Below are 15119 nucleotides of genomic sequence, written 5' to 3' on the forward strand. Positions count from 1 at the left end.
GGATCCGGTGGCCCGGCCGGCGGGCACGAGGAGGCCCGTATGAGCCGTACGACCCGACGGGACACGGCAGGCGTCATAGGCAGGGCGGCCGTCACGGCCGCGATCCTCGCGGCGGCCGCCCTCGCCCCGCCCCCCGCGGCCTCGGCGGCTCCGGTCCCGGCCCCGTCGCCGTCGGCCCCGGCCGCGGAGGCGTGCGACGCCGGGACCGGGCCCTACCAGCGCGAGCTGGAAGACCACCTGCGCCGCACGCCCGACGGGACACAGGACGCCGGGGACTGCGAGGCGATCCGGACCTTCCAGCGGGACAACGGGATCCGGCCCGCCGACGGCTACGCCGGACTGCTCACCTTCCGCACCGTGGTCGCGGTCGCCGCCCGTGCGAACCCCAACGCCGCGGGCGACTGCCCGGTCCGCCCGCACCGCGTGACCTGCGTGGACATGGAGCGCCAGCTCCTGTGGGTGCAACGCGGCCGCACGGTGGTCTTCCCGCCCGTGCCCGTCCGTACCGGACGTGACGACCAGGAGACCCGCCCCGGCTGGCACGAGGTCTACTGGCGGAGCGTGGACCACGGGTCCACGCTCTACGACAACTCCCCGATGCCCTATGCCCAGTTCTTCGACGGGGGCCAGGCCCTCCACGGCCGCACCGGCTACCTGTACGCCCACGGCGGCTCGGCCGGCTGCGTCAACCTCACCGTCCCCGACGCGCGGCGGCTGTGGGACCTGCTCACCGAGGGCGACGCCGTCTACGTGTGGGGCACCAAGCCCGGCACGGAGGGCTGACTCCCGGCGCACGGACCACTCTTGGGACGGAACGGTGACACGGCCGTACTGTCTCGTGATCCCCCATGTGATTTCCTGGCGATTAAGCGCGCGACTGTCCGTGCGCGGGGGACATGGGGAGAACGATCGTGAAGCTGCAGCCGATACGCGGGCGCGCCCGCACCGGTCTGCCGGCCCTCCTGCTGGGTGCGGCGCTGCTGTTCACCAGCGCGTGCAGCGGTGGCGGAAAGGGTGGCGGCGCCGGCGGGAGCGGGGGCGGCGACGGGGGTACCGGTACGACCGGTACCGAGGCGTCGAAGGCCGTCGTGAGCGTCAAGCCGGACGACGGGGCCAAGGAGGTCGCGACCAGCGGCATCCTCAAGATAACCAGCACCGGCGGCAAGCTCACCACGGTGACGGTCGCCGACACCAAGGGCAACGCGGTGGAGGGCAAGGTCGCCGCGGACGGCGCGAGCTGGGAGCCCGCCCGCCACCTCGCCGCCGCCACCGAGTACAAGGTGCACGCGGTCGCCAAGGACGAGGCCGGCCGCGAGTCCGCGAAGGACACCACCTTCACGACCCTCACGCCCGCCAACACCTTCATCGGGCAGTACACCCCCGAAGACGGATCGACGGTCGGCGTGGGCATGCCGGTCTCGATCAACTTCTCCCGCGGCATCACCAACCCCGAGGCCGTCGAGAAGGCCATCACGGTGACGGCCGAGCCGGCCGTCCCGGTCGAGGGCCACTGGTTCGGCAACGACCGCCTGGACTTCCGCCCCGAGAAGTACTGGGCCGCGGGCACCAAGGTCACCCTGAAGCTCGAGCTCGACGGGGTCGAAGGCCGCCCGGGGGTCTACGGCAAGCAGACCCGTACGGTCACCTTCAAGGTCGGCCGCTCCCAGGTCACCACGGTCGACGCCTCCAGCAAGCAGATGCAGGTGGTCCGTGACGGGCAGGTGCTCAAGAACGTCCCGATCACCGCGGGCGCCCCGTCGACGACCACGTACAACGGTCAGATGGTCATCAGCGAGAAGTACAAGGTGACCCGGATGAACGGCGCCACCGTCGGCTTCGGCGGGGAGTACGACATCTCCGACGTCCCGCACGCCATGCGGCTGACCACCTCCGGCACCTTCGTCCACGGCAACTACTGGGCCTCGTCGGGCACGTTCGGCTCCGCGAACGTCAGCCACGGCTGCGTGGGCCTCAAGGACGTCCGAGGCGCCGGCGACGGCACCCAGCCCGCCGCCTGGTTCTTCAACGAGTCGCTGATCGGCGACGTGGTCATCGTGAAGAACTCCAAGGACAAGACCGTCGCCCCCGACAACGGCCTCAACGGCTGGAACATGGACTGGGCGGAGTGGATCAAGTAACCCTGATCGTCGCCTAGTCCGGTGGCCCGGTGCTGTGACCCACAGCACCGGGCCACCTGCCGTTAACCGGCGCTAACCTTCCCGTATGACCATCTCTCTCGAAGTCTCCGAAGGCGTCGGCGTCATCCGGCTGGACCGGCCGCCCATGAACGCCCTGGACATCGCCACCCAGGACCGGCTGCGCGAGCTCGCCGTCGAGGCGACCGACCGGGCCGACGTCCGCACGGCTCTCATCTACGGCGGCGAGAAGGTGTTCGCGGCCGGCGCGGACATCAAGGAGATGCAGACGATGGACCACGCGGCCATGGTCGCCCGGTCCCGCGGACTGCAGGACGCCTTCACCGCCGTGGCCCGGATCCCCAAGCCCGTGGTCGCGGCCGTCACCGGCTACGCCCTGGGTGGCGGCTGCGAGCTGGCCCTCTGCGCGGACTACCGGATCGCCGCCGACAACGCGAAGCTCGGCCAGCCCGAGATCCTGCTCGGCCTGATCCCCGGCGCGGGCGGCACCCAGCGGCTGTCCCGGCTGATCGGCCCCTCCAAGGCGAAGGACCTCATCTTCACCGGCCGCATGGTCAAGGCGGACGAGGCACTGACCCTCGGCCTCGTGGACCGGGTCGTACCGGCCGCCGAGGTCTACGAGCAGGCGTACGCGTGGGCCGCGAAGCTGGCGCAGGGCCCGGCCCTCGCGCTGCGTGCCGCCAAGGAGTGCGTGGACGCGGGGCTGGAGGCCGACATCGACACCGGGCTGACCATCGAACGGGGCTGGTTCGCGGGCCTGTTCGCCACCGAGGACCGCGAGCGCGGGATGCGCAGCTTCGTCGAGGAGGGGCCGGGCAAGGCCAAGTTCCTTTAGGGACGGCACTCTTGTCGGCATCCTCGCCGGGTCCGCGCCGGGGTCTTCGCCGGGTCTTCCCCGGCGTCATTCCTGTGGGTGGATTAGCCAGGCCTTAAGGCAGCCTTAAGGCGAGCCGGTGATCCACTCTGGGTGACCAGCGTTGTGCCGTGCGTCACCGCAGGTCAGCGGGGTGCGATGGCCCCCGGGTTGCCGATTGCATATGCCAGGACGACCCCTCGGAATCAAAGATCCCGGGGGGTCTTTTCCTGCGGAACGGCCCGAACGGCCGTACCGGCCCTCCATGATGGGTGCATGGCGGGTCTGGAGGGTGTGGAACAGCCGCGGCAGCGCAGTAGCGCTTCCGCCGTACGGCTCACGGCGGCCCTGGAGGACGAACTCGGCCTCAAAGCCCTGGAGTTGTACGGGAATCCGGCCGAGGCGGAGGTGACGCTGCCGTCGATGCCCGAGTCGGCGAGCACCGCCCGCCGGCTCACGCAGTGCGTGGTCGTCCGCCTGTGGGGGCTCTCGCCGCAGATCGCCGAGCACACGGTCCTGCTCGTATCGGAGCTCGTGGGCAACGCCGTCCGCCACACGGGAGCCCGGTCCTTCGGTTTACGGATGCTCAGGCGGCGCGGCTGGATCCGCGTGGAAGTGCGCGACCCCTCGCGCGGACTGCCCTGTCTCATGCCGGTCCACGAGATGGACACCACCGGCCGGGGGCTGTTCCTCGTCGACAAGCTCTCGGACCGCTGGGGCGCGGACCTGCTGCCGCGCGGGAAGATCACCTGGTTCGAGATGCGGGTCGCGGACCGCTAGGAGCCCCCCGAACGCCAGAAACCCCCCGAACGCCAGAAACCCCCTGTCGCCGTTGTGGGGCGCTGTGGGGGTTTCATGGGTGTGCCGAGGATCGAAGGGGTGTGATCCTCGGCAGGGACTTCGCTCGGGTCAACGGGAAGCCGTGGTTCCGACTATGGCAGACGAGGGGCCAAATGCCAAAAGTCCCAAGTTGGACATAAGTGTGCATATCCTAAGACTTTCTACCTAAATCCTAGGTGAGATGGGCCACCGGCCTCGTAATCAGTGCATAAAGATCGACCGCTCTGCGTGAATCGTTGATCACGTAGCGGACAGTGGCCGGGTGGCACCGGTTCGGCCGAAGGTCCCGAATGGGGTCAATCAATGCCTACACGGGCATCCACCCCTTAAATGGGCGGGTGCTCTGCTACCCGGACCGCCGATCCGCTCTCCGTGCCGGCGCGGCGGTCGCCGCCGGCGCCTTCGCCGCCGCCTGTAGTGCCCCCGCCGGCCCCGCGGCCCCGGCGAAGGCCGCCCCGGACAAACCGGCGGCCCCGGCCAAGGCGGCCCGGGCGAAGGCGGCCCCCGCCCCGCGCCGGTTCGCGGGTCAGCCCGTGGAGATCGGGCACGGTCCCCGCGGCCGGCCCGGCGTCGCGCTCACCTTCCACGGCAACGGCGACCCCGCCATCGCCAAGGCGGTGCTCGCCGAGGCGGAACGGGCGGGCGCGCGGGTCACCGTACTGGCCATCGGCGCCTGGCTCGACGCCCACCCGGAGATGGCCCGCCGGATCCTGGACGGCGGCCACGAGCTCGGCAACCACACCCAGCGCCACCTCGCGATCAACGCCATGCCCGAGGAGCAGGCGTACGCCGAGATCACCGGCTGCGCCGACCGGCTCAAACGGCTGACCGGCTCCATCGGCACCTGGTTCCGCCCGTCCCAGACCCAGTACGCCACCCCCCTGGTGCGAAAACTGGCCCAGCGGGCGGGCTACCCGCACGTCCTCTCGTACGACGTGGACTCCCTCGACTTCACCTCGCCCGGTGCCGCGGCCGTCGTCCGCACCGTCATCGGCCCGATCCAAGGCGGATCGGTGGTGAGCCTGCACTTCGGCTACGCGGACACGGTCGACGCGATGCCACCCCTCCTCGAAGAACTCGCACGCCGCAAACTGCGCGCGGTGACCACCACGGAGCTGCTGACCCCATGACGACCACCCGCCTTCCCCGGAAGGCCACCGCGTTGCTGGCCGGTCTGGTCCTCGCCGCCCTGACCGGCTGCGGAGCGGCCGACAAGGGACCCGCCGAGGCCCTCGGTACGAAGGGGCCCGCCGCGCCCGCCAAGGCGGTACCGGCCGTACCGGCCGCGCCTCCGGGCCTGGCCGGAATGCCGCCGCTCCTCGATCCGAACGACGTGTACGCGGCCGACCGGCCGAACAAACTCTCCCCGGTGGTCAAGGACTTCCCGTCCCGCGTGTACGTGCCGAACACCACCTCCAACACGGTGTCCGTCATCGACCCGGTGACGTACAAGGTCATCGACACCATCCCCGTCGGCGTCCAGCCCCAGCACGTGGTCCCGTCCTGGGACATGAAGACCCTCTGGGTCAATAACAACCGGGGCCACACGCTCACCCCGATCAACCCGGCCACCGGCGAGGCCGGCAAGCCCGTCGAGGTGCACGACCCGTACAACCTGTACTTCACGCCCAACGGCAAGTACGCGGTGGTCATGGCCTCGATGGACAAGGAGCTGGTCTTCCGCGATCCGCACACGATGGACCGCGTGAAAACCGTCCCCGTGAGCTGTTTCGGCGTCAATCACGCGGACTTCTCCGCGGACGGCCGCTACTTCATCGTGAGCTGCGAGTTCTCCGGCGAACTGCTCAAGGTCGACACCGAGAAGATGGAGGTCGTCGGCCAGCAGAAACTGCCCTTCGAGGGCGCGATGCCACAGGACGTCAAGGTCTCGCCGGACGGAAAGACCTTCTACGTCGCGGACATGATGGCGCACGGCATGTGGGTGCTCGGCGGCGACAAGTTCGAGACCCCCAAGCTGCTGCCCACCGGAAAGGGCTGCCACGGCCTCTACGTCAGCCGCGACTCCAAGGAGATGTACGTCTCCAACCGGGGCGAAGGGTCCGTCTCCGTCTTCGACTTCACGCAGAACAAGCTGACGAAGAAGTGGGAGCTGCCCGACGGCGGCAGCCCCGACATGGGCGGGGTCTCCGCCGACGGCAAGGTGCTGTGGCTCTCGGGCCGCTACAACTCCGAGGTCTACGCCATCGACACCACCACCGGCAAGCAGCTCGCCAGGATCCCGGTGGGCGGCGGACCGCACGGCCTCGCCGTCTACCCGCAGCCCGGCCGCTACTCCCTCGGCCACACCGGCATCTTCCGGTAGGGCGCGAGCGCGCGGACACCGCTTCGCGCGGAGACTGCTTCACGCGGAGAACGCGGGCGTGCCCCGGGAGCTCGCACAGCTCCCGGGGCACTTTCAACCGCTCACCGACGCCTCCTCACCAGGCGACGGGGAGCCGCTCGGGGAGGCGCTTGATGAAGCCGGTCCGCCATACGAGGTTCTCCGCCGGCACCGCGAGACGCAGCTCGGGCAGCCGCTCGACCAGCACCTCCAGCGCGATCTCGGCGTGCGCCCGGCCCAGCGCGGAAGCCGGGCAGAAGTGCCGGCCCGCGCCGAAGGCGAGGTTGGCGTGGGAGCCCTCGCGCTCCAGGTCCAGCTCGTCGGGGTTCTCGAAGGCCTCCGGGTCGAAGTTGGCCCCCTCCAGCAGGACGAGGACCAGCTCGCCCTCCCTGACCAGCACGTCCCCGACCTGGATGTCCGCCATCGCGATGCGCGGCAGGCCGTCGCCCACGGACAGGTTCCAGCGGAGCAGCTCGTCCACGGCCTTGCCCATGCGCTCCGGGTGAGCGCGCAGGTACCCGATGAGCTCGGGCTTCTGCAGCAGCGCCAGGACCGCCAGGGTCAGGAACGCGGAGGTGGAGACGGCGCCGGCCCCGAAGAGGGAGACGGCGACGGTGGCGAACATGTCGTCGGTCAGGTGCGCCGACTCCGGGTCCGCCTCCTTCAGCTCGGCGAACTTGCCGAGGAGCCCCGTACGCTCCTCGGCAGGCAGCGCCAGCTGCGCCTTCAACTGGTCCTCGAAGTAGCCGACGTCCTTGTACCAGTTGAGCGCCGAGTCGGCGAACGGCTCGCGCGCGGTCATGAACGCGACGTCCAGCCCCGACATCAGGCGCCGCCAGTCCTCGAACGGCACGCCCAGCACCTGGCAGTGCATGGCCGCCGAGAAGGGATCGGCGAACCCGGCCCGCAGGTCGGCGGGCCCCCCTTCGGTGACGAGCTGGTCGATGAGCTCGCCGGCCTTCGCGCGCAGCCAGTCCTGCAGGCCCTTCTGGCGCGGGTTGAGCGCCTTCATGACCGCGTTGCGCAGTCCGGCGCTGTTGATGTTCCCCATGTTGTTGACGACCTCGGGCGGGATCGTCAGCGCGTACTGGCGCGGGACGCCGGCATTGGCCGTGTCCTTGAGGCTGAAGCGCTCGTCCTCCAGCACCTGCTTGGCCAGCGCGTAACTGCTCACCAGCCAGGCCGGATCCCCGGTGAGGGTACGGACCTTCGCGACCGGCGCCTTCTCGCGCAGCCAGGTGCACTCCTCGGGGAGCACGTCGCCGCGCCGCGAGAGGGGGAAGTCGATGAGGGGCTCGGCGGTCTGTCCCGTGCCCTCAAGCTGCTCGACGCTCATCGACGGTCCCTTCGGTTGGTGCGGTGTGCGTGTGCGTGTGCGCGTGCGGGTTCGTGCTCGCGCGGTTCGGGTTGCCCTGCGCCTTTTCGGCCGCCTCGGGGCGGACCACGGCGTATGCCTGGTTCCTCGTCGCGCGCAGTCCCCCACCGCGCGCGAAGAGGACGTCGGTCATCGGCATCTTGACGTGGTAGGCCGCCACGGAGGACGGCACGTCGAGAATGCTCGGGGTGTCGATGAAGAACGGCAGCTCGGCTGCCATGTAATCGAAACACACCTGCAACTGTGCGTCGGTGATGGATTCACCTTCCGGCAACTTGGATCCGACAAAGTGCAGGGCCATTTCCTCGCAGCCCTTGCGGAATTCGTCGTCGGTCTCCAGGAAATGGAGTACGCGTCGGTGCAGAAGTTGGTAGACGGGGTTCGTCTGGAACTCCGAAAGTGCCCTCACTCGGATCTCGGCATGCTGAGGCCCTGATTCCTCCACGCCCTTGAGAATCCTTCGCCGGACTGCCTTGATTTCCTTCGTAGCACGCTTCTCGGCGTGTTCCTGGGTGTAGCCGAATGCGGCGAACATCCGGTCCACGTGGAGGTCTGCGTACACGAAGTCGACCTGTGCGAAGCGGGTCGTGGCCCATCGGGTGAGGCTGGATATGCGCTCGGAGCTGAAGTAGCTGTTTCCAGGACTCACTCCGATGAGCACATGGTCGCCGTCTTCCCAGATGTGGTGGCAAGTGCGGGTGAAGGGCAGAACTTCGAATGATGCGTCAGCTGTGATCGTCACCTGTGTGATCGCCCTTGTTGCCGCTTGTCCCTGGGAGCCCTGCGCTCCCGGTGTGGCGGCAATGTCGCTACGTTATGCCGTGGTCCCGGAGCGTGACAAGTGGGGGCTTGAATTGTTGGCTGGAATTATCGCTTCCGCACTACGGAAGAGTAATTGAATATCTATCTGCCGCTCGAACGGGACCCGGGGCGTGAGGGGTCCGGGCATGCCGCTACCCTGAGCCGGTCAACAAGCACCAAGAAGGGGTGGACCCAGTGGCGGACATCGAGAGCGCACGGACGACGTTCGGCAAGTTCGACGTGAACGGTGACGGCTTCGTGACGGCCGACGAGTTCCGTTCGGCGATGGCGGAGATGGGCGACCCGTTCGTCACCGGCCCGGTCGCGGAGGCCGTGATAGCCGCCAAGGACTCGAACGACGACGGCCTGCTGAGCTTCGACGAGTTCTGGGCCTCCCTGAACAAGTAAGCCCCCGCGCCGCCCCCGGCCCCTGCCGGGCCGGGGGTGCGCGTCAGTTCTGCCGCGGCCCGTCGGTCATGCCCTCCACCTCGGCGAGGGCCTCCTCCAGCCAGCGCAGCCAGAAGGTCTCCAGCCCGGTTCCCGCGTGCAGCACGACCCGCCGCAGCCGGTCCTCCCCGGAGTCCCGCCCGGCCGGGAAGTCCTTCTCCTCGATCCCCTCGTACACGGCCAACTGGGCCCGGTGCAGCTCCAGATGCCGCCGCAGCTCCGCGGCCAGCCCCTGCGGCCCCACCACCGCGGCCGCCCGGATCCGCAGCAGCAGCGGATCCCGCACCGGCTTGGGATCCTGACTCTCCCGGACCCACCGCGCCAGCTCCCCGCTCCCGGCGGGCAGCACCTCGTACTCCTTCTTCTGCCCCCGCACGGGCCCCTCGCTGGGCAGCGCCCGGATCAGCCCGGCCTCCTCCAGCCGGCCGAGCTCGCGGTAGATCTGCTGGTGCGTCGCGGACCAGAAGTACCCGATCGACTTGTCGAACCGCCGGGTCAGTTCCAGCCCCGACGAGGGCTTCTCGAGCAGGGCGGTGAGGATGGCGTGCGGGAGCGACATGCGGCCATCCTAGGTTTGCGGAGACCGGGGCCCGGCGTCCCGCCGCCCTGCCTACCCCCAAGCGGCCAGTGCCTCCGGGGTGCGTGGGCCCGGGGTGTGCGCGGACAGGTGGCCGTGGGCGCGGAGGAAGGCCGTCACCGCCGGGGACCAGGCCGGGCGCAGGCCCGCCGAGGTGAGGAGGGACGGGTCCGAGAGGAGGGGCTCGGCCGGGCCGAAGCGGATGCCCGCCGGGGTCAGGACCGCCGCGTCGTCGGCCCAGCGGACCGCCAGGTCCACGTCGTGGGTGGCCATGACCACCGTCGTGCCGGAGGCGCGCAGTCCCGCGAGGACGTCGAGGAGCCGCTCCTGGCCGTCCGGGTCCAGGCCGGCCGTCGGCTCGTCCAGGATCAGCACCCGCGGAGCCATCGCCACCGCTCCCGCGATCGCCGCGCGCTTGCGCTGGCCGTAGGAGAGCAGGTGCGTGGGCCGGTCCCGGAGGTGGGTGATGTCCAGCGCGGCGAGGGCCGAGTCCACGCGGGCGCGGACCTCCGGAGCGGGGAGCCCCAGGTTCATCGGGCCGAAGGACACGTCCTGTTCGACCGAGGCCGCGAACAGCTGGTCGTCGGGGTCCTGCACCACCAGCTGGACGGACGTGCGCAGCCGGGTCAGGCCGGCCCGGTCGTACGAGACCTCCGTGCCGTCCAGCCGCAGCGATCCCGCGCCGGGCCGCAGGCCGCCGCTCAGCAGCCGCATCAGCGTGGTCTTGCCGCTGCCGTTGCGGCCCAGCAGGGCCAGCGCCCGGCCCGGCGCGATGGCGAAGTCGACGCCGGTCAGGACCGCCGGGCCGTCCTCGTAGGCGTAGCCCGCGCCGGACAGTTCCACCACCGGGTTCAGCGACGGGTTCAGCGACGGGTTCACAGGAGGAGCCCCTTCAGGGTGAGGGTCAGGGTGATCAGGGCCGCCAGCAGCCCGGCGGTGGCCGTCAGGAAGCGCCACGACAGGGTCGCCTGCGGTACGAGGACCCGCAGCGCGCCGTCGTAGCCGCGTCCGGCCAGCCCCGCCTGGAGCCTGGCCGCACGGTCGAAGGCCCGTACGAAGGAGGTCGCGGCGAGCCCGGCCAGGGAGCGCCACACCGCCGCCCGGCCGGTGTGCCCGAGCCGGGCCGCCTGGGCCCGGCGGACCTGGGCCATGGAGTCGAGCAGCAGGAAGCCGATCCGGTACATGACCAGGGCCACGTCCACCACCGGGGCCGGCACCCCGGCCCGGACCAGCCGGGGCAGTACGTCGGAGACCGGGGTGGTGAAGGCGAACAGCAGCAGCCCGAGCGAGGCCGCCGAGGTGCGCAGCAGCAGTTCGGCGGCGAGCCGGGGACCGTCGGGGGCCAGGGACACCGGCCCCGCCGGGCCGCCGACGGCCAACAGCAGCGGCAGCGCCCCGGTGAAGCAGAAGCCGAGCGGGATCCGGAAGGCCCGCCAGAGCTGCCGCCCCGCCACCCCCGCCGGGCCGAGCAGCACGGCGAGGGTGGCGGCCGCCACCAGCGGCCCGCCCGGCCACGGCGGCAGGCACACGGCGGTGACCGTCAGCCCGATCCCGAGCAGGGCCTTCTCCAGCGGGTGCCGGCCGCGCCAGCGACTGCTGTGCGCGGCCACGTCGATCGGCAGCACCGCCTACGCCTCCGGGGCGGTGGCGGCAGCGGCAGCGGCGGCTCCTTGGCGGCGGCCCTTGCGGACGCCGAAGTAGTACGCGAGCACGCCCGCGCCCAGTGCCGCCTGCAAGGCGAACAGCGCGGACTCGATCTCGCCGGACGGGGGCTCGTACAGAGGGGAGAACCAGGGCTCGTAATCCGGCTTCAGCTCGGTGATCGCCGCCTCCGCCTGCGCGTCGGCGCCGGCGAAGGGCTCCTCCTTGCCCTCGCCGAGCCCCAGGGCGAGCGGCAGGACGGCCAGCGCCGCCACCAGGAGCAGCAGCAGGGTGTTGATCTTCGCGTTCTTGGACATCCCGCTCATCAGGCCGCCGCCTTCTCTTCGGTACGGGCGGAGGTCAGCTTCGCGACGCCCAGCCGGACCAGGTCCGACTTGCTCGACGCCATCAGCAGCCGCATCACCAGGACGGTCAGCAGTCCCTCGCTCACCGCCAGCGGTATCTGGGTGACCGCGAAGATCCCCCCGAACTTCGCGAGCGAACCCGGGAATCCGGAGGCCGGGTCCGGGAAGGCCATGGCGAGCTGCAGGCTGGTGACGCAGTAGGTGACCAGGTCGGCGAAGAAGGCGCCGAAGAAGACCGTCACCATCAGCGGAAGACCGAACTTCCGCAGCAGCCGGTAGACGGCGTAGCCCGCCCACGGGCCGGCGATGGCCATCGAGAAGACGTTGGCGCCGAGGGTGGTGAGCCCGCCGTGCGCCAGCAGCAGGGCCTGGAACAGCAGGGTGATCGTGCCGAGCACCGCCATGATCGGCGGCCGGAACAGGATCGCCCCGAGCCCGGTGCCCGTGGGGTGCGAGCAACTGCCCGTCACGGAGGGGATCTTCAGGGCGGACAGAACGAAAGTGAACGCTCCGGAGGCACCGAGCAGCAGCGTGCTCTCCGGATGGGCCTTCACCTCGCGGGTGAGCGAGCGGACGCCGTGGACGACGAAGGGGGCGGACGCGGCGCCCCAGGCGACCGCGTGCAAAGGGGGCAGGAACCCCTCGGCTATATGCATGAGTAGGGAGACCTCTCCAGCACCTCGTGGATGGACAACGCGCCCCGGCCGGTCTCCTGGCTCACGGGTTGACGTCCATGCTCCGCCTTCCCGGGCAGCGCGGAACCTCCCGCGCAGCCCAGTGGCTTTCCCGCAGGAGTGGAGCCGGACTTCCCGATCACAGTGGCGAGGGCCGCACCGGTTTCCCACCGGTTTCCCGAACACCAAGGCCCGATGACCCTAGTCGGCCGCACGGACCGGTAACAACCCGCCCCAATCGCGCCGGGTGGTGACCGGATTCCGCTTGTGCGTCACGCCGCGTGTCCGCACCGCTGCTGCCTGCCTCAATGGCCCCGGGTGGAAACGGAGTTCCGCGGATCCACGACCACCGGAGCCCGGCTGTTCCGTGTCGCTGCGCCCTTCCGCGCGTACGGTCCGGCGGGGGCGGGCACGGGGGCGGGCACCGGCACCCCCGGCCGCAAGGGCCTCATCGCCCGCGCCGGTCGCCCGGACGGCTGCGGCCCGGTGGCGGCAGCGCCGGGTCCCGGTGAGGCTGGTCGGGTGGCTACCGACACCGCGCAGGCCTTCGACTACTCCGACCTCACCGCCGTCTACGTCAACTGCACGCTCAAGCGATCGCCCGAGCCCAGCAACACCGAGGGCCTGATCGACAAGAGCCGCGCGGTGATGGAGGCGGCCGGGGCCCGGACCTCGCTCATCCGGGCCGTCGACCACGACATCGCCACCGGTGTCTGGCCCGACATGACCGACCACGGCTGGGAGAGCGATCAGTGGCCGGTGCTCTACAGCCAGATCATGGGCGCCGACATCCTCGTGCTGTGCGGCCCGATCTGGCTCGGAGACAACAGCTCGGTGATGAAGCAGGTCATCGAGCGGCTCTACGCCTGCTCCTCGATCCTGAACAGGCAGGGCCAGTACGCCTATTACGGACGCGTTGGCGGGAAGGTGGCTCCTGGAAACCGGAGTTGCGTAGCGAAATGATATGCTGTACGCCTGTTTCGGCAGCGGTCAGGGCTTGGCCGTCATGACGGATCTTGATCCCGAGTGAGAAGCCCTCTCGTTTCATGAGGGGGAGGAGTCACGAACATCCTCTACGGCCTTCGTGTTGTGGAATCGGATGCGCCTGACCTGTCTGCTCAAGCGGGCGGGATATCAGCACGCGGCAGTCAGTGCTCCCTCTGGGGGTAATGGCTGCCGTTTCGACTTTCGCGGTACCGGCGACCCCTGGGCCGTGACGGCACCGGCACCTCGGCCAGCGCCGCCTCCCGTCGGCGTGTTCAGCAGACGTTCGGGTGCGCGATGTCCAGGACGAATCGCTCCGGGGAGTGCAGCTTGAACGAGGTGTAGGCGGGCTTGGTGTTGAAGGCGGCGCCGAAGGTGACGTACCCCTCGTAGTCGCCGGTCAGGGCGAGGCCCTTCAGCTTGGGCAGGTAGATCTTGAGGAGCTTGGGCCCGCGGTAGACGTTGCGGCCCGCGTCGTCGTGTCCGGCGGCGGGGTTCAGGCGGATCTCCAGGAAGTACCGCCCGGCCAGCGGGACGGGCTTGCCGGACCCGTCGTAGACCAGCGACGGGACGCGGGTGACGGTGACCGCGGGTACGTATCCCTGCAGGTCGATGACCACGCGGTCGTACGTGCAGTGCCCGCCCCAGCGGGCATTGACGACGAGCGGGGTGGCGGTGGCGGCTGTGGTGGTGGTGGCGGCGGTCGTGGCTGCGGCGGAGGCCGGTGCGGCGAAGGCGAGCATGGCGGTGAGCAGTGCGCCCAACCCCAGTGCGGTGGCCTGCCGGCGGCGTGGACGGTTCATGGCGTCCCCTCGATTCCGAGAGACGGGGAACGGTGTCACCCGTGAAGACGCGCCCGGTACGGTCGTGGTTGCACCGGGTTCACATGGTTCACCGGGTTCATCCGCTTGATCGTCTTCGCCCGGTTCAGCTGGGCAGGAAGGCGCTCAGCTCGGCGTCGAGGTCGTAGTGCCGGTGTTCCTGGCCGCGCGGCACCAGCTCCGTCATCCGGCGGCACAGCTCCCGTACGTCCTTGGCCCGGGCGGACACCACGCACGACTGCTCGCCGTTGCTGAAGGCGAGGAAGATCCGGGGCTCGGTGCCCTTCCAGCGCGGCCACACCTGTATGTCGCCCTCGCCGGTGGCGCAGATCTGGCCGTCGAGCAGCAGTTCCCGGGAGAAGACCCAGTGCGCGAGGTGCATCCCGGCACCCTCGAAGTCGAGGGAGATCTCGTAGGGCCGCTCGGTGCGGTACACGAAGACGCCCCGCACCGGGACGGGCGCGGGCGTGGCCTCGAGCCGGAGCGCGAGGACGCGGTGTTCGGTGCCGGTCATGCGGGCGCCTCTCTCTCGGGGTGGGTCTCGCCGGCGCACGCGCGACATGCCCACTCGGGCAAGCTAGCCCACCCCCGGGCCGCCTTTCCGCCGCCAAAGGTCCCGTCCGGCCGGGCCACTCGGCCCGACTTCGCCCGATGCGCCGAGCCCCGCCCTCCGGGGGGAGGGCGGGGCTCGGCGGACGTGCGTGACCGGGGCGGGGGCCCCGGCCGGAACTACGGAAGCGGATTGAAGATGAAGGACTCGTGCGAGTTGGACTGGCCGATCGCGGTGAAGCCGGAACCGTTGGACTGGGCTCCGTTGTTCTGGTTCGAGGCGCCGAAGCCCGAGGCGACCTGCTGGGCGGTGGAGGAGTTCCCGAGGTTGCTGCCGCCGACCCCGCTGCCGAGGATGTCGGCGAGGGCCGCGTTCGACGCGGTCCCGGCCGCACCGGCCCCGTTGTCGGCCTGCGCGACGCCCGAGAGGAGCGCGAAGGCGAGGGGGAGCGATGCGGCGGCCGCCATCACGCGGATGCTGCGGGTGCTTGCCATGTTTCAAGTCCTCCAGTTAAGCAAAACGGCTGTGGTCCAAGACGGTTGGCCGACCGCCGGGGGTGTGGACGCGACGTCGTGCCCCCACCCTTGCGTAGGTGATCATCAAGAAACCAGCCCAGAGTGCCTTGTTCCCCCTCAAGCGTGATCAACTCCCCGCCAAACCTCACATCCCACCCAATCTCGAACGAAGTTACTGG

Annotated in this window: 17 protein-coding genes, 1 pseudogene and 1 riboswitch; of the genes and pseudogenes, 8 read left to right on the forward strand and 10 right to left on the reverse strand. The window is 70.2% G+C overall.

Annotation, left to right across the window (positions count from 1 at the left end; translation table 11 throughout):
- Positions 1–39: 39 nt before the first annotated feature.
- From MTF69_RS20165 to MTF69_RS20190, 6 genes are all read left to right on the forward strand, one after another.
- Positions 40–783: a L,D-transpeptidase family protein gene (locus tag MTF69_RS20165; RefSeq protein ID WP_243336308.1), complete on the forward strand. Its 744-nt coding sequence runs from the start codon at positions 40–42 to the stop codon at positions 781–783.
- A gap of 113 nt (positions 784–896) precedes the next feature.
- The gene (locus tag MTF69_RS20170) at positions 897–2138 is read left to right on the forward strand and encodes an Ig-like domain-containing protein (RefSeq protein ID WP_374323412.1); all 1242 of its coding nucleotides are present in this window, start codon (positions 897–899) and stop codon (positions 2136–2138) included.
- A gap of 85 nt (positions 2139–2223) precedes the next feature.
- Positions 2224–2991 (forward strand): enoyl-CoA hydratase/isomerase family protein, encoded by a 768-nt coding sequence (locus MTF69_RS20175; RefSeq protein WP_279345988.1) that lies wholly within the window; start codon positions 2224–2226, stop codon positions 2989–2991.
- 294 nt (positions 2992–3285) lie between these two features.
- On the forward strand, positions 3286–3789 hold the full coding sequence (locus MTF69_RS20180) for an anti-sigma regulatory factor (protein ID WP_254384318.1): 504 nt from the start codon (positions 3286–3288) through the stop codon (positions 3787–3789).
- A 350-nt stretch (positions 3790–4139) separates the two neighbouring features.
- A complete protein-coding gene (locus MTF69_RS20185) occupies positions 4140–4979 on the forward strand; it encodes a polysaccharide deacetylase family protein (protein ID WP_243336309.1) in 840 nt (279 codons plus the stop codon).
- Entirely contained in the window at positions 4976–6172 is a 1197-nt protein-coding gene (locus MTF69_RS20190; RefSeq protein WP_243336310.1) for a YncE family protein, read from the forward strand. The genes MTF69_RS20185 and MTF69_RS20190 overlap by 4 nt, the downstream gene beginning before the upstream one ends.
- Before the next feature lie 115 nt (positions 6173–6287).
- Here the strand turns inward: MTF69_RS20190 and MTF69_RS20195 are convergent, their stop codons facing one another.
- Together MTF69_RS20195 and MTF69_RS20200 are read right to left on the reverse strand one after the other, a co-directional pair.
- Positions 6288–7526 carry a cytochrome P450 gene (locus tag MTF69_RS20195; RefSeq protein ID WP_243336311.1) on the reverse strand — a complete coding sequence of 413 codons (1239 nt, stop codon included), beginning with the start codon at positions 7524–7526 and terminating at the stop codon, positions 6288–6290.
- Entirely contained in the window at positions 7507–8307 is an 801-nt protein-coding gene (locus MTF69_RS20200) for a tRNA-dependent cyclodipeptide synthase (RefSeq protein ID WP_243336312.1), read from the reverse strand. Before MTF69_RS20200 ends, MTF69_RS20195 begins: the two co-directional genes overlap by 20 nt.
- Before the next feature lie 254 nt (positions 8308–8561).
- Between MTF69_RS20200 and MTF69_RS20205 the strand changes: the two genes are divergently transcribed.
- Entirely contained in the window at positions 8562–8774 is a 213-nt protein-coding gene (locus tag MTF69_RS20205) for an EF-hand domain-containing protein (protein WP_243336380.1), read from the forward strand.
- 43 nt (positions 8775–8817) lie between these two features.
- On the opposite strand, the gene MTF69_RS20210 is transcribed toward MTF69_RS20205, so the two are convergent.
- Genes MTF69_RS20210 through MTF69_RS20230 form a run of 5 tightly spaced genes read right to left on the reverse strand, consistent with a single transcriptional unit; the run spans position 8818 to position 12052 of the window.
- Positions 8818–9372, reverse strand: a complete 555-nt coding sequence (locus MTF69_RS20210) for a PadR family transcriptional regulator (RefSeq protein ID WP_243336313.1) — start codon at positions 9370–9372, stop codon at positions 8818–8820.
- 51 nt (positions 9373–9423) lie between these two features.
- Complete coding sequence (locus MTF69_RS20215; protein ID WP_243336314.1) at positions 9424–10269, reverse strand: energy-coupling factor ABC transporter ATP-binding protein; 846 nt, start codon at positions 10267–10269, stop codon at positions 9424–9426.
- A complete protein-coding gene (cbiQ, locus tag MTF69_RS20220; RefSeq protein ID WP_243336315.1) occupies positions 10266–11015 on the reverse strand; it encodes a cobalt ECF transporter T component CbiQ in 750 nt (249 codons plus the stop codon). Before cbiQ ends, MTF69_RS20215 begins: the two co-directional genes overlap by 4 nt.
- A gap of 3 nt (positions 11016–11018) precedes the next feature.
- The gene (locus MTF69_RS20225; RefSeq protein ID WP_243336316.1) at positions 11019–11357 is read right to left on the reverse strand and encodes an energy-coupling factor ABC transporter substrate-binding protein; all 339 of its coding nucleotides are present in this window, start codon (positions 11355–11357) and stop codon (positions 11019–11021) included.
- The gene (locus MTF69_RS20230; RefSeq protein ID WP_243336317.1) at positions 11357–12052 is read right to left on the reverse strand and encodes an energy-coupling factor ABC transporter permease; all 696 of its coding nucleotides are present in this window, start codon (positions 12050–12052) and stop codon (positions 11357–11359) included. Before MTF69_RS20230 ends, MTF69_RS20225 begins: the two co-directional genes overlap by 1 nt.
- A 28-nt stretch (positions 12053–12080) precedes the next feature.
- Positions 12081–12275, reverse strand: a riboswitch (cobalamin riboswitch).
- A 317-nt stretch (positions 12276–12592) separates the two neighbouring features.
- On the opposite strand from MTF69_RS20230, the pseudogene MTF69_RS20235 reads away from it, so the two are divergent.
- Positions 12593–13024, forward strand: a pseudogene (locus tag MTF69_RS20235) (flavodoxin family protein); the annotation flags it as partial.
- A gap of 305 nt (positions 13025–13329) precedes the next feature.
- On the opposite strand, the gene MTF69_RS20240 reads toward MTF69_RS20235, so the two are convergent.
- The 3 genes from MTF69_RS20240 to MTF69_RS20250 all read right to left on the reverse strand — a co-directional run bounded on the left by MTF69_RS20240 (position 13330) and on the right by MTF69_RS20250 (position 14919).
- Entirely contained in the window at positions 13330–13857 is a 528-nt protein-coding gene (locus tag MTF69_RS20240; protein WP_243336318.1) for a hypothetical protein, read from the reverse strand.
- Between the two features lie 124 nt (positions 13858–13981).
- Positions 13982–14389 carry an SsgA family sporulation/cell division regulator gene (locus MTF69_RS20245; protein ID WP_243336319.1) on the reverse strand — a complete coding sequence of 136 codons (408 nt, stop codon included), beginning with the start codon at positions 14387–14389 and terminating at the stop codon, positions 13982–13984.
- A 215-nt stretch (positions 14390–14604) separates the two neighbouring features.
- Positions 14605–14919 (reverse strand): hypothetical protein, encoded by a 315-nt coding sequence (locus tag MTF69_RS20250; protein WP_243336320.1) that lies wholly within the window; start codon positions 14917–14919, stop codon positions 14605–14607.
- Positions 14920–15119: the final 200 nt, after the last annotated feature.

This window comes from Streptomyces sp. AP-93, from assembly GCF_022808175.1.
Lineage (GTDB): Bacteria > Actinomycetota > Actinomycetes > Streptomycetales > Streptomycetaceae > Streptomyces.

Bases quoted from the DNA above. Each gene is read 5' to 3' on its own strand.
- MTF69_RS20165 (WP_243336308.1), top strand. From the start codon at position 40: ATGAGCCGTACGACCCGACGGGACACGGCAGGCGTCATAGGCAGGGCG.
- MTF69_RS20170 (WP_374323412.1), top strand. From the start codon at position 897: ATGGGGAGAACGATCGTGAAGCTGCAGCCGATACGCGGGCGCGCCCGC.
- MTF69_RS20175 (WP_279345988.1), top strand. From the start codon at position 2,224: ATGACCATCTCTCTCGAAGTCTCCGAAGGCGTCGGCGTCATCCGGCTG.
- MTF69_RS20180 (WP_254384318.1), top strand. From the start codon at position 3,286: ATGGCGGGTCTGGAGGGTGTGGAACAGCCGCGGCAGCGCAGTAGCGCT.
- MTF69_RS20185 (WP_243336309.1), top strand. From the start codon at position 4,140: ATGGGGTCAATCAATGCCTACACGGGCATCCACCCCTTAAATGGGCGG.
- MTF69_RS20190 (WP_243336310.1), top strand. From the start codon at position 4,976: ATGACGACCACCCGCCTTCCCCGGAAGGCCACCGCGTTGCTGGCCGGT.
- MTF69_RS20195 (WP_243336311.1), bottom strand. From the start codon at position 7,526: ATGAGCGTCGAGCAGCTTGAGGGCACGGGACAGACCGCCGAGCCCCTC.
- MTF69_RS20210 (WP_243336313.1), bottom strand. From the start codon at position 9,372: ATGTCGCTCCCGCACGCCATCCTCACCGCCCTGCTCGAGAAGCCCTCG.
- MTF69_RS20225 (WP_243336316.1), bottom strand. From the start codon at position 11,357: ATGAGCGGGATGTCCAAGAACGCGAAGATCAACACCCTGCTGCTGCTC.
- MTF69_RS20230 (WP_243336317.1), bottom strand. From the start codon at position 12,052: ATGCATATAGCCGAGGGGTTCCTGCCCCCTTTGCACGCGGTCGCCTGG.
- MTF69_RS20240 (WP_243336318.1), bottom strand. From the start codon at position 13,857: ATGAACCGTCCACGCCGCCGGCAGGCCACCGCACTGGGGTTGGGCGCA.
- MTF69_RS20245 (WP_243336319.1), bottom strand. From the start codon at position 14,389: ATGACCGGCACCGAACACCGCGTCCTCGCGCTCCGGCTCGAGGCCACG.
- MTF69_RS20250 (WP_243336320.1), bottom strand. From the start codon at position 14,919: ATGGCAAGCACCCGCAGCATCCGCGTGATGGCGGCCGCCGCATCGCTC.